This window comes from Danxiaibacter flavus (assembly GCF_041060425.1).
Taxonomy (GTDB): domain Bacteria; phylum Bacteroidota; class Bacteroidia; order Chitinophagales; family Chitinophagaceae; genus Danxiaibacter; species Danxiaibacter flavus.
In genome coordinates this window covers 1,097,659-1,111,561 of record NZ_JAULBC010000001.1, presented here as the reverse complement: position 1 = coordinate 1,111,561, position 13,903 = coordinate 1,097,659, and the positions used below count along the sequence as shown (strand labels likewise).

10 protein-coding genes are annotated in these 13,903 nt (G+C 39.4%); 3 read left to right on the top strand and 7 right to left on the bottom strand.

Features of this window, described 5'->3' with window-relative positions:
* Positions 1–118: 118 nt before the first annotated feature.
* The 5 genes from QTN47_RS04235 to QTN47_RS04215 all read right to left on the bottom strand — a co-directional run bounded on the left by QTN47_RS04235 (position 119) and on the right by QTN47_RS04215 (position 6,895).
* The gene (locus QTN47_RS04235) at positions 119–760 is read right to left on the bottom strand and encodes a hypothetical protein (RefSeq protein WP_369328077.1); all 642 of its coding nucleotides are present in this window, start codon (positions 758–760) and stop codon (positions 119–121) included.
* A gap of 73 nt (positions 761–833) precedes the next feature.
* Positions 834–1,517, bottom strand: a complete 684-nt coding sequence (locus QTN47_RS04230) for a hypothetical protein (RefSeq protein WP_369328076.1) — start codon at positions 1,515–1,517, stop codon at positions 834–836.
* Between the two features lie 39 nt (positions 1,518–1,556).
* On the bottom strand, positions 1,557–3,116 hold the full coding sequence (locus QTN47_RS04225) for a hypothetical protein (RefSeq protein WP_369328075.1): 1,560 nt from the start codon (positions 3,114–3,116) through the stop codon (positions 1,557–1,559).
* 754 nt (positions 3,117–3,870) lie between these two features.
* Entirely contained in the window at positions 3,871–5,199 is a 1,329-nt protein-coding gene (xylA, locus tag QTN47_RS04220; RefSeq protein ID WP_369328074.1) for a xylose isomerase, read from the bottom strand.
* Positions 5,200–5,395: 196 nt separating this feature from the next.
* Positions 5,396–6,895: a xylulokinase gene (locus QTN47_RS04215; protein WP_369328073.1), complete on the bottom strand. Its 1,500-nt coding sequence runs from the start codon at positions 6,893–6,895 to the stop codon at positions 5,396–5,398.
* Positions 6,896–7,111: 216 nt separating this feature from the next.
* On the opposite strand from QTN47_RS04215, the gene QTN47_RS04210 reads away from it, so the two are divergent.
* Positions 7,112–8,140 carry a LacI family DNA-binding transcriptional regulator gene (locus QTN47_RS04210; protein WP_369328072.1) on the top strand — a complete coding sequence of 343 codons (1,029 nt, stop codon included), beginning with the start codon at positions 7,112–7,114 and terminating at the stop codon, positions 8,138–8,140.
* Between the two features lie 239 nt (positions 8,141–8,379).
* Here QTN47_RS04210 and QTN47_RS04205 read toward each other — a convergent pair whose 3' ends face one another.
* Positions 8,380–9,360 carry a DUF6427 family protein gene (locus QTN47_RS04205; RefSeq protein WP_369328071.1) on the bottom strand — a complete coding sequence of 327 codons (981 nt, stop codon included), beginning with the start codon at positions 9,358–9,360 and terminating at the stop codon, positions 8,380–8,382.
* A gap of 161 nt (positions 9,361–9,521) precedes the next feature.
* On the bottom strand, positions 9,522–11,042 hold the full coding sequence (locus tag QTN47_RS04200; protein ID WP_369328070.1) for a hypothetical protein: 1,521 nt from the start codon (positions 11,040–11,042) through the stop codon (positions 9,522–9,524).
* A gap of 307 nt (positions 11,043–11,349) precedes the next feature.
* Here QTN47_RS04200 and QTN47_RS04195 point away from each other — a divergent pair, with 307 nt between their 5' ends.
* Both QTN47_RS04195 and QTN47_RS04190 read left to right on the top strand, forming a co-directional pair.
* Positions 11,350–13,377: a KUP/HAK/KT family potassium transporter gene (locus QTN47_RS04195; protein ID WP_369328069.1), complete on the top strand. Its 2,028-nt coding sequence runs from the start codon at positions 11,350–11,352 to the stop codon at positions 13,375–13,377.
* A gap of 169 nt (positions 13,378–13,546) precedes the next feature.
* Positions 13,547–13,855, top strand: coding sequence for a rhodanese-like domain-containing protein (locus QTN47_RS04190; protein WP_369328068.1), 309 nt, complete (start codon positions 13,547–13,549; stop codon positions 13,853–13,855).
* The last annotated feature ends 48 nt before the right edge of the window (positions 13,856–13,903 follow it).

Below are 13,903 nucleotides of genomic sequence, written 5' to 3'. Positions count from 1 at the left end.
TCACGCTTTTTTGAATGAGGTATAATTGTGCGTGGATTTTTCGGATTGAATCATCCCCTGCACTTGCATTTTTCAACAGCATTATAGCTGCCAAAACTATTTTTTTTATTGCAACCTTCTATTTTATTACCTGGTAATATATTGTGTTAGCTTCGACTTCAATTGGTATATACTTTTGATAATTAAAAATGTTGTCAGGAAATTCCTTAGCATTCTCATGAACTCTTGGTTCAAAACAGATTTTGTATTCTGCATTAGTCTTCAATAATTCTTCAAGTCCAACTACGGTATAGTTTTCTACCCTTTGATTTGCTTTCAAAAAAAAAGGCTGATCAATAGCATTATTTAGTCTTAGTCTGTTATCTGAGGTTTCTGTTTTTAAATATGCCTGGAAAATACTGTCCTGAAGTGTAAAGCGCAATTTATCTTGCTTAAGCAACATTCCAACAATTTTATTCGGCCTTGGAGGCACGGCACACCCCGCAACCGTGGGATACAATGAAGTCTTCTTGTACCCGCTTAATTCTTTTTTGTAAACAGTTAGACCAGAAATCATTTCTGCAGAAAAACCAGGTATAAAAATATCACTCCCCGACCTATTAATAATAGTCAAACTGAGCGCCATAATTTGTCCAGACTGCTTGTCTTGTTTTTGAATTAACTTCAATTCTACTTCAACTTTCGATCGAAAGCCAGATTGAGCACTTGAAGTATATCCAAATAGGATAAACACCAGGAGAACTAGATTATATTTAGTCATATTTTATCTTTTATGTTAGTAAGCTGCCACTCACATCAAATGGCAGCTTTATAAATTTGAATTTTAAAATGCTCTATCTAGTCGGTACGTCAGAATAATTACTAGTCCAATTCGCAGCCTTTCCACCCGAATAGTCTGTATTCAAAAGATTTTGAAAAAACTGGATACCGACCTGATCACCAGCTGCTTTGGCGGAATTTAGAGAATATTGATATGCCGCGTATTCACTGTTTAATGTAAATTGAGCATTATTATTAACATACATGTCATAATGTTCTTCAATTTGCTTTGCGTGCACTAGTTCATGGCCTAAGATTTCCTGTCTTACAAAATCTGGCATTTCTGTGTTCAAAACGTAGCTATCCACATAAATAAATATAAATCCGTTAACTAGTTTGGTAGCAGCATCTGAAACGTTCCCTCTGGCATCTACAAATCTCCTATCCCCATTCATTGTATATCCGGGCGGTGCTTCATTGTCAACGAAAACAACGGGATGATTAGTTTTAAAATTTTGAAAATGCGCTTTAAAATAATCCATGGAAGTTGTATAAGTGGGTTGAGATGTATCATTAAATCCTTGGCTTATACTCACTATTTGACTGGAATCATAGGAGCCTCCACCACTTCCTCCGCTCCCCCCTCCACCGATATAGGTTGTAACTGTTACCGGCGGAAGTGTTCCTCCGCCTTTAATTGACTGCAGTTCAGCGTCGTCCATTACAGGAAACTGGGTAAGAAACTCTACAAATTTCATACGCTATATTTTTTGAGATTAAAAAAACATGTTGTTGTGTTATAGACGTTTATCTTTGGATTGATGCATTTTTGTTAAATAGTATAAAACTAATAGCCCATCATCAGAATTGTAACACATTGATAACACTTCTTCCACTAGCAACATATATACGGTCACAACGGAGACCGGTTTTATTTCAAACAACTGTAATACTGAATTCAGATACGGTGGTAATGATTTGTTATACTCATTGCTATGAGCAATCATTTGAGAAATAGTTTCGACCATATTGCATGGCAGGCGTCCTTGTTTTTCAATAAGCAGTTTAAGTTCATTAGCTATATTCATATATTTATCTTCTAAAAAGCCATACCTGAAATTCCGTTCGTTTATTAGTTCGGTATAAGATCTTATATCGGCCTCCTGTCCTGTTGCAAATAACAACCGTTGCATCAAAATAAAATTAGCCTTAATGCAATCTTGCAACTCAGTCCGGCATTGCATTAAAACCTCTTCTAACACGCAGATAATAAATGCAAGAAAAAGAGTTTCATTCCTCCTTTCAATGTATGTGATTAAAAGAAAGCTGCAGATCTGCTCTTTTAGCGCATCGACATAAGGTTTGACATTAGAAGCTAAAAGGCGGAATTGCCAACCAAATATTTTATAACAGACCAACTCGTTATGGAATGCAGAATAATATAGTTTTTTCAACGCGTCCAGCAGTACAAGCTCTAATGAAAGATCGCGACATTTAAATACAATGCAGATGTCGTTTTTGAATGTGTGAAAATATTTTTTAGGCGAGAAGAAAAAATACCTAAAATGAGAATTGAGCAGACTGTTGTCTTTTATAAGGAATATCAATTTAAAAGCATCGTCTTTTCTTTCAATGCCACCGATAGAAATATCCAGTACAAGTTCATCCGAAGCTGTAAAAAAGTTTTCAATGGGTGGTATCATTTTCAGATAATCCTCAACGTATTGAGACAAAAAGTCCAGTTTTGATTCGACTACAACCTCATTAAAAATATGTATTATTTTTTCAGCAAAATCTGGCCTCTCTTTCAACAAAAAATCTGCTTTTGCCTTTTTGGTTGGAATCCATCCTGAGGCACGAAAACATTCGACACTGGTTATGTGGCCAATAAAATCTGAAACATAAATTATTTTTTCAAGTGGCGATATTTTTTTCTTTGCCTTAACTGCAATCTTCTTTAACTGATATACCAGGTCATTATAAATCATGGCCCTCCCGGGATTAGGTATCGTATAATACTCAGTTGCCTTATGTTGAATATCTCTAATTATTGAATTGGTATCATCTAGAATTTCGCTCTCTATAATAGCCGTTAGCATTGCGCCTCGCACTTCATTACAAGCGTCAGAAAGAACATTTTGGATATCAATAAGGGGGATAATTGTTACATCCAACAAATATCCGTCGTGCTCAAATGAATAGGTCGTTATATGTGAGAACAAAAGATCAAAAATAAAAACATCGATGTCCGATCCTGACGAAAGTTGAATATTTCTTACTTGGCTGCCATTCAACATGCATCCGACCGAATGCGGGAAATATTGTTTTAAAATTGGTATTAAATCCTTTTTCTCCAAACCGTATTTATTTTTATGGGATTGCTTAATTCTATCCGAAAGATTTGGTATGAAAGCTAAAAATCTAATGTAGCCTGATACCCTTCACACATTTAGCTTTAACTTATAAAAGTAAATGCATATAAAGTAAAAGTAGTATGGATAAAGAATGTAAAGGCGTCGAAAAAATTATATAAATACCCGTGAAATGGGGCTAAGCAGCTACAAGAAAATTGAATACAAATTCTCGGATTGCCATCTTTGAAGAAAGATTCATTATCCTTATCTGGGAAAGTATTCGCAAAAGCCACTAAAATAGCCCTAAAGCTTAAGTTTATGCTAATGGCCAAAACACAAAATGATTCAAAAAAAGAAAAGATATCCGATTTTATAGATTGTTCTATAAATAGTGAATAAGAATCGTTTCAATGGCCATGGTCACTGGATTGCAATAAACAAACAGGCTACCTCTTTTCGAAGTAGCCTGTTATATAAAATCTCGGCAAACTTTTGTCGTCAATGTCTTCAACCGGATGCGCATTATTATGGTGCCACACATTTCACTATTCACCATTCACTTTTCACCAAAGTCACCAAAGTGGGCAATAAACAAACAGGCTACCTCTTTTCGAAGTAGCCTGTTATATAAATCGGACAATTTCGTCAAACTTTTATCGTCAATATCTTCAATCAAGTAAACCGGAGGCGTATTATTATGGTGCCGCACATTTCACTATTCACTATTCACCCTTCACCATTCACCATTCACTTTTCACTAAATAAATCTATTGATCAAATTTTCCAAATACTCTTGTCTGCCGCTGGTAACTGCAGGTTCGCCGTTTTTAGCTGCAAGGTCGCGAAGATTTTCTAATGACAGCTTACCTTCTTCAAACGCTTTACCATCGCCGTTATCAAAAGAAGCATAGCGGGCATTGCGGATCTTGTTGTATTCACCGTTCTGTAATATTTTGTCAGCAACGATCAACGCTCTTGCGAACGTGTCCATACCACCAACATGTGCATAGAACAAGTCTTCGTTATCTGTAGAGTTTCTTCTGCGCTTAGCATCAAAGTTGATACCGCCGCCGCCAAAACCGCCATTTTCAAGAATGATCAGCATTGCTTCAGTAAGCTCATTGATGTTGTTGGGGAACTGGTCAGTATCCCAGCCATTTTGATAATCACCACGGTTAGCGTCAATGCTACCCAGTAAGCCTGCATCCGCGGCAACCTGCAATTCATGCTGGAAAGTATGTCCCGCCAATGTAGCATGGTTTACCTCAACGTTCAGTTTAAAATCATTAATTAAATCAAACTGGCGCAGGAAACCAATTACTGTTGCTGAATCATAATCATACTGGTGTTTGGTTGGCTCGCATGGTTTTGGCTCGATAAAGAATGTTCCTTTAAACCCTTGCGATCTTGCGTAATCTTTGGCTTTATGCAGGAACATTGCCAGGTGCTCCTGTTCGCGTTTCATGTTGGTGTTCAGCAATGACATATAGCCTTCTCTTCCGCCCCAGAACACATAGTTTTCTCCACCTAAAGCTATTGTTGCGTCAAGCGCAGCCTTTACCTGTGCCGCAGCATGCGTTAGCACATTAAAATCCGGATTGGTTGCAGCACCATTCATATAACGCACTGCGGAAAACAGGTTTGCTGTACCCCATAACAGTTTAACGCCCGTGGCTGCCTGTTTTTCCTTTGCATAATCAACCAATGCCTGTAGTCTTCTTTCATTTTCAACTACATCATTACCATAATCAACAACATCCACATCATGAAAACAGTAGTAAGGCATATTCATCTTGGTGATGAATTCAAAAGCAGCATCCATTTTATCTTTTGCTCTTTCAACTGCATCAGCTTTTTTGTCCCACTCAAAAAAATGAGTTTGGCCTCCAAAAGGATCGCCACCGTTACCGCAGAAGCTATGCCAGTATGCGCATGCAAAACGCAAATGCTCTTTCATGGTTTTGCCTGCCACTACTTTGTTTTCATCATACCAGCGAAAAGCAAGCGGATTATCTGTTTGTGCACCTTCGTATTTAATTTGCCCGATGCCTTTGAAATATTCTTTCTCACCAAGTAATACTGACATAGTTGTTTGATTTATTATTTATGAAATTGATTTGGAATTTTGTTTGTATCTGGATTTATCAGATTTGGGGATTGACGGATTATGTTAGCGCCTTTTCTCCCGCATAACCAGTTATGTTCATCACCAGAAAACCTCATACCTTTCACCTTATACCTTACACCTTATACCTTATACCTTATACCTTACACCTTATACCTTACACCTCAAGCCTTACACCGCCAATAACATTTTTTAAAATTGTTTTCCATTGTTGATAATATGCTTCGTACCCGTCGTTATTGGCCGAAGGCTCTATGGTCGTCAAACGCTTCATGTTTGTGAATGCTTCTTTTTGCGTACTGAAGAAGCCACATCCTATGCCTGCACCCAGCGCAGCACCAACGCTACCATCGTTATCATATAATTCAACCGGTACATTCGTAACATTCACAAATGCCCTGGCAAACACATCGCTCAAAAACATATTTGCCTTACCGGCGCGTATCACCGATGGCGTCATTCCGTTCTCGCGCATAATATCCAGACCATACCTGAAGGAATAAGCAATTCCCTCCTGCCCTGCCCGGTAAATGTGGGCCGGAGTATGTTTGTTAAGATCTATATTATGAATTTGTGCGCCCACGATCTTGTTATTTAAAATGCGTTCGGCACCATTTCCAAAAGGTAAAATGGATAATCCGTTGCTGCCCGGTTTAATGTCGGCAGCAGCTTCATTAAGGGCCGCGTAACTTTCATTCCTTCCCACAGTTTCTTTCAACCACCTGTTCAATATACCTGTGCCGTTAATGCAAAGCAGCACACCTATCCGCTTATTATCGCTTGTGTAGTTAACGTGTGCAAAGCTGTTTACCCTTGATAGCGGGTCGTACGCAAGCTGGTCGCTAACTCCATAAATAACTCCGGATGTACCTGCAGTTGAAGCAACTTCACCTGGTTCCAGAACATTTAGAGATAATGCGTTATTGGGCTGGTCACCGGCTTTATAACTTACAGGAATACCCGCTGTCAATTGCAATTCATCCGCCACACTTTGGGATACCCGACCATGCTCACTAAATACATTTTGTATAGATGGGATTACACTGCGATCGAAATCGAAGAAAGTCAACACGTCTTCTGACAAAGCATCTTCCTTAAAATCCCAAAAAATACCTTCTGACAGAGAGGATACACTTGTAGAGATACTACCGGTTAATTTCATGGCGATAAAATCACCCGGCAACATTAATTTATAAATCTTTTCATAAACCTCCGGCTCGTTTTCTTTTACCCAGGCAAGTTTGGCTGCGGTAAAATTCCCCGGGGAGTTTAGCAAATGACTCAGGCATTTTTCTTCTCCAATAGTTGCAAACGCTTTGTCACCGTAAGGAACTGCACGACTGTCGCACCATATGATCGAATCCCGTAACACCTGCTGATCCTTATCTACCAGTACCAATCCGTGCATTTGGTAAGCAATACCAATTGCAGCTATATCTTTCGGATTGTACAATTTAGAAGCATGCGCCTTTTTTATCGCCTGACGGGCGAAATTCCACCACGAATCGGGAGACTGTTCAGCCCAACCACTTTCATGCGATATAATTTCCGCTTCTGTTTCCGGAAAAAAGGCGGATGCAACACAACGTTGTGAATTTGCATCTACCACAGACACTTTTATTGATGATGTTCCTACATCTATTCCCAGCAATAGCATATTATGGTTCAATTTTAACTATCAATGTTACTCATGGAAGATTCTGGCGGGCTATGCAGCAGAAAGTTGTCCATATGGCGATGCAATACTATTAATTTGCCTCTAAAAACTGATAGCGGACGTAAATATAATAGGAAATTTCAAATTTGCAACCGATTGCATTGATTTTTTGTTTTGAAATTAAATAAACAATTTTAGCTTGTGGACTGAACACTTATGAAAAGAGAAAAAGAAGTTACCATTTACGATTTGGCCCGGATTATGAAAATTTCGCCTGCTACCGTGAGCAGGGGACTGAAAAACCATCCTGCCATAAAAATGGAGACCAAAAATAAGATCCAGGAACTTGCCAAAGAACTGGGATACCGCTCCAACAACTTTGCCAGTAACCTGCGCCAGCAAAAGACACATACCATTGGCGTTATTGTGCATGAACTGAACAGTAACTTTATTACCTCGGTTCTCGCAGGCATTGAAAAAGTTACTACAGAAAGTGGTTACGATCTTATCATTGGTCACTCTTCCGAAACAAGCAAAAAAGAAGCTGCCAATGCAAACAATCTTTTTCATAAGAGAGTTGACGGGCTGCTTGCATCGTTGGCGTACGATACTGAAAGTCTTCAGCACTATGACCCTTTTCTGAAAAAAGGAATTCCCGTTGTATTTTTTGACCGCGTGGATAAAGACACTCCTGCAACCAAAGTTGTGATAGATAACTACGCAGCAGGCTACGCCGCTACAAAACATTTGATAGATGAAGGCTGCAAACGCATTGCACATATTACGGCCAGCTTAAAACGAAATGTATATAACGAAAGGCTTCAGGGGTATAAACAGGCGCTTAACGATAACGCGCTTTGCTATAAAGAAGAGCTGGTGATCATTAACGATTTGAGTGAACATGCAAGTATTGAAGCTGCCGATACAATTGCGTCAATGAATCCGATGCCAGACGGCATCTTTATCACGAACGATTTCTGCGCCGCAGTGGTAATGCAAACGCTTAAGGAAAAAGGAATACGCATCCCTGAAGATATTGCCGTTGTTGGTTTTAACAATGACGTTATCAGCAAGATCGTAGAGCCGCGCCTAACTACGATCAATTACCCGGGCATCAAAATAGGAGAAGCTGCCGCTTTGAAGCTGGTTGAACAATTGCGTGCACCACATGAACATCATGAGCCGGAAATGGTTTTTGTTGATGCAGAGCTGATCGTGCGTAAATCTTCGCTGAAGAAAAAATAAGAAGCTATAAGTGGCGGGCAGTTGAATGATCTCTGATTTGAGGATCGCTGATCTGAGGATCTCTGATGTCTGATTTCTTCCTGTTCAACCTTAAAACGATATTTGACTCTTCTTATTCTAAGATGAAACAAACACACTCGATCACTTGCATTTTCAATAAATGCAAGAACCATCATTACCACCGAAATCAGAGATCACAAGATCCGACATAAGCCATCCGAAACTCATTACTGAAAATTCTAAAAGCCTAAATCCCAGTTGTTATAAATAACGAGGGCTATGCACAATACAAATATTATCGTGGGTAAAACCAAACTTCTTGGGTAAAGAAAAAGATTGGCCAGAATAGCCGCGGCAGGCACAATGCTTAACAACAATGCTTCTGTTGAAACGTTGGGTACCAGGAAAACCATGGGAATAAACAATACCAGCATGATGAGCAGAACGGCCCAGACTTTTCTTACTTGTATAAGCATTCTGCCGTTATTGTTCTGCCATGTTATTAAGCCGCCTAAAATACAAATGCCCAGTAGACTGTATGTGATAATTGCGTGCACATAATTTTTCACTACAATTATATGAGGTTGCCAACGGGGAATAAACGCTTTAATGTCTGGCAAACGGTCATTAATAAACAACCATGCCGCCCAAAAATAAAAGGGCGTAAGTATTCCCATCAACAATATAAACCATTCGTTGGGTTTTAAAGGCCGCAGAATTGCAATGCTGAAATAGACCACCAAAATAAGCGGTAATGACGGGTAATAGGCCATTACAGCAATACCTGCAATGATACCCATATTGTAGATAAGCGTTTTGGGACTTTGCGTATTGTACAATTTTGGCAATCTGTAGATCAGCCAAATAATAAAACTGTTGGCGATAAGTGCAGGCGAAAGTGTGTTCCATTCGGGTAGCAAAGCCGTTAGCAGCACATAAGACAATGCAGGCGTGAACGACTGCCGTTGAAACATTCTTACATCATTCAAAATATAATTTAAACGCAGTGCCTGAAGCAACACGATGACCTGATAAAGAAGGGTAATCGCCACAGAAGGTAGTGGAGAGATATATTTTTGAACAAAATACCCTAAAAAGCCCTGTTCTACAAAGGCCGGAACTTCTACGGGGCGCACAAGAAAGTGTGCGTGCAGCAACACGCTGAAAAATATTAACCAGAAAACATTTGCCGATGAACGGTCCCTGAAAATTGATATCAAATCTATCTGTTTATAAGCAGCCTTATTGAAAGAGTGCTCTCAGCTTGCTAATGTTAAAATCTTCACAGTCCGGTTCTCACTTAATCACCGGAACGATTCTTCGTTTTATCCGGCGAATGCATAATGTACTAACGTTATGATGTTAATATTTGTTCAACTATTTAGAATTCAATCTTTGCAAAACAGATGTAGTTCCGGTACTGGCAGGGAACTATCATAGTATGCGAACCAACCTGCTTCGCATACCTTGGCATAAACTCGTAACCCTTATCCAGGTTGCGGAAGGTTGGATTTCTGGTGATCTGTCCCTTTATATCAATGCTTTGATCATTTAACAAAAGGGTTCTTTTTTCTGACAGGTTGTAAATAAAATGAACCTCACTGCCAGTATTGAAAGTTGTATAGCCGATAAAGTTATCGGTATTATCATCAAACTGTGATTTGGTGATCACATTTCCCCAATCAAGGTTTGCAGTAGAGTCAAAAGAAAGGATAGCGATATTGTCCGCATAATACCTTGTTATATTATTGAAGCCACCCCATCTTCCCCAGGGGTAATAACCGCTGTAGTATGGGCTGTAATAATAGTAATCTATCGGCGACATAAAGGGTGATCCGTACATGTAATCCCAACGGTTGTACATACCACCCCGGGAAGAAGTGTACACGGATTCAGAAGCCACAAAAAATCCACCGTTCTTTTTCATTACTATGTTCTGCAGGTAATAATTATTGAAAGCGGCTTTAAGGCTGCCTTCAGTTTTTGCTTCATTACGCAGGTCTTCGTTAAAAGTCGTATTGGTTGTAGCCCTTTCTGTTTTGCTTGTTTTGCTCCACAATGTTGCGTACAAACCGTCTACATTGCCTTTTTTCCCTGAGCTGAAAAAAGAAGTGATGAGAAAATTCTTATTGATATTATCGGCCTTTACACGAATATCATCCAGGTAAATTTTGGACAATGTAAGGTCGTATGCAGTTACAGAATCTTCCGTCACTCCTGCATAGAACAATGTAAGTTTTGTTATATTGTTCTTCTGAGAGGAACCGGAAGAACGTAAAAAGACCAGGTCACCATCATTATCAACTGTAAACTCATTCAGGAAATCATTTTTGTTATCCATCGCGACCTTTACCTGACGTTTATTCACCCTGGTCATATCGTGATCAAACAACACTGTTGTTACCACATAGCTGCGATCATTTTTACTGTTGATCTTGAATACTGCAATCTTCTTCTTGTCATCACTGTTTATGAATGTATAGATCTTGGAACTACTGCTGTAATTTACCTCAGTCGTATCCAGAATAACCGGGTCCATCATCAATTTCGCCTCAGCATTTAATTTAACGTAAGCTGCATAAACGCTGTTTTTTCTTTGAAACTGAAAAAACACATACACAAAATCCTTGTAAGCCAAAAAATCTACCCCTAGTGTACGCTGGGGAAGAAATGCAAGATCTTGTTTACCAACCTGCTTCATTTCGCTATCATAAACAGTAATGTTGAAAGCGTTCCTGGTATTCTTATACACAAGAAAATGATCATTCAATCTACCAATTATATCAAAGTTTACTTGTCTGGGATCGTCTTTATCCGGGTCGGAATAAGTTATCTTCTGGGCATTTGCAAATGAGAACAGGCAAAGCAATAAAGTAGCAAAAAATAATGTCCTTCTAATCATAATCTGGCCGCTTAATATTTTCCTAACAAATGTAAGCTTAAAGCTTGCAAAATTTTTATAATTAACAACAAACTTCAGTAAAGGAGAGGTTAAGTTAAATCAAAGAATTTTCATAACGAAACAAAACCTGTTTAACCTTTTTGCTTTACAAAAAAACGTTAAACGAGCATAAAACGGTCCATTATTTGGTTAAATAATTCAAATAACATTCAGTAACGTTTTTTGCTGAAAATCATTTTTACAGTCACATAACTTTTTCACTATACATTTGTTAAGATTTTTAGATTTTAAGACAAATTATTACTAAGTGGGCAAGAATCACAATAAAGTAACGATGGCGGGCTTAATCGTTGCTTTAGGAATTATTTACGGAGATATTGGAACCTCTCCTTTATACGTAATGAGCGCCATAATAGGAGGCAAACCAATTGGAGAAAACCTTATTCTTGGCGGCGTTTCATGCATTATCTGGACGCTAACTTTACAAACTACCATCAAATATGTGCTACTGACCCTTGAAGCCGATAACCGGGGTGAAGGTGGCATTTTTTCATTGTATGCGTTGGTAAGGCGGCGAAAAAAATGGCTGGTTATACCGGCAATGCTTGGAGGAGCCGCGCTTTTGGCGGATGGAATGATCACCCCTCCTATTACTGTTACTTCTGCAATTGAGGAGCTTGGCAGAATGCCAGCGCTTGAACATCTTATGGGCCCCAATACCATTGTATATATTGTAGTGCTTATTATTTCAATATTGTTTTTTGTTCAGCAATTTGGAACTGCTTCAATCGGAAAGCTATTTGGGCCTATCATGTTTTTGTGGTTTACCATATTGGCGATACTCGGTATTTCGCACCTAAGCGATGATATGCAGATTTTCAAGGCGCTGAATCCTTATTATGGTATTAAATTACTAATCACTTATCCTAAAGGATTTTGGCTGTTGGGTGCCGTTTTCCTCTGTACTACAGGGGCCGAAGCGCTTTACTCTGACCTTGGCCACTGTGGTAAATGGAACATCAGGTACTCCTGGATATTTGTAAAGACCTGTTTGATACTTAACTACCTCGGACAAGGGGCATGGCTTTTATCCCATCATCACGGTACCGTATTCGCAACAGACAAAATGTTGCATGATCCGGTTTTCATCAAAGAATTTCCAAATGCGGTTTCGCTAATCAATCCATTTTATGGCATTATGCCCCCATGGTTTACCATTGCGGGTGTAGTAATTGCGACCGCGGCAGCCATTATTGCGAGCCAGGCGTTGATCAGCGGAAGCTTTACATTGATCAGTGAAGCTATGCGACTCAACCTGTGGCCAAAGATGAAAATCAATTATCCTACAGAAGAGCGGGGGCAATTATATATTCCCGGCATTAACCTGTTATTGTTCTTTGGCTGTATTGGCATTGTTTTGTATTTCAGAGAATCAAGCAACATGGAGGCGGCTTACGGTCTGGCCATTACCATGTGTATGATCGCAACCTCTGTTTTGTTTGCCAATTATCTCGTCTCGAAACGAACGCATCCGGCATTAATATATCTGTATCTCTTTGTCTATTTCGCTATTGAGGGCAGTTTCCTTTTCGCTAATTTGGATAAATTCCCGCACGGCGGTTTCGTATCACTTATTATGGGTGGTGGGCTTTTTTGTGTTATGTATACCTGGTTCCGCAGCAGGAAGATCAAGAATCGCTATGTGGAATTTGTGCGGTTGGAACATTATCTGCCAATGATCCAGGAACTAAGCAACGACAAAACTGTTCCAAAATATGCTACGCACCTGGTGTATATGACCAGTGCCAATAACCCTAAGGAAATTGAGCATAAGATCATCTACTCCATTTTGAATAAAAAGCCCAAACGGGCGGATATCTATTGGTTTGTGCACGTAGATGTGCTGGACGATCCTTACACTTGCGAGTATATTGTTGATCACATTATTCCGAACGATATCATCCGTATCGAGTTCAGGGTTGGCTTCCGTGTTGAGCAAAAGATCAACCTGATGTTCAGAAAAGTTGTGGAAGAACTGGTAAATAACAAGGAAGTAAACATCACGAGCCGGTACGAGAGCCTGGAGAAAAACAATGTTGTTGGCGACTTCCAGTTTATTGTGATGGAAAAGTATCTGTCCAGTGACAACGAGCTGCCCATCTTCGAAAAGATGATCATGAAGCTTTACTTCTGGCTGAAGGAAATAAGCCTGAGCGAAGAGAGAGGCTTTGGACTTGACCCCAGCTTTGTTACCGTTGAAAAATTCCCATTGATCGTTTCGCCTGTTGCGACTATTCCTTTGAAGCGGATTTTCTCGGAACATGAACACATTTAAGCGTGAATAGTGAATGGTGAACCGGTGCTGTCTTACCTCGAACTTTCGCAAAGTACGATTTACGAAGTACGAAGTACCTAATCTTAGGCTCGCTAATTCTTTCGTAGCTTTTCAATAATTATAGAACTTAATTCGGCCCATTGAGATTTCAGTGGGCCCTGTTTTTTGTATGCATCAGATATCTGTTACAGCGTTGAAGGAGAAAATGGAGGCCGGAGAAAATATCCATTTAATTGATGTTCGTGAACCTCATGAGCACGAAGAATTTAACATCGGCGGTCTGTTAATTCCAATGGAAGACATTATGACCCGCGCGGAAGAAATACCCAAAGATAAACCCGTCATTTTTTATTGCCGCAAGGGCATCAGAAGCGGCATAGCCATTCAACGTCTGCACCAAAAATTTGGATTCACTAATCTCTTTAACCTAAAGGGTGGTATGGACGCGTGGAGAAAAGAATTTGAGAAAGAGGCCTGAGATGATGATCTCTGACTTATTGATCGCTGATGTCTGATTTGTTGATCT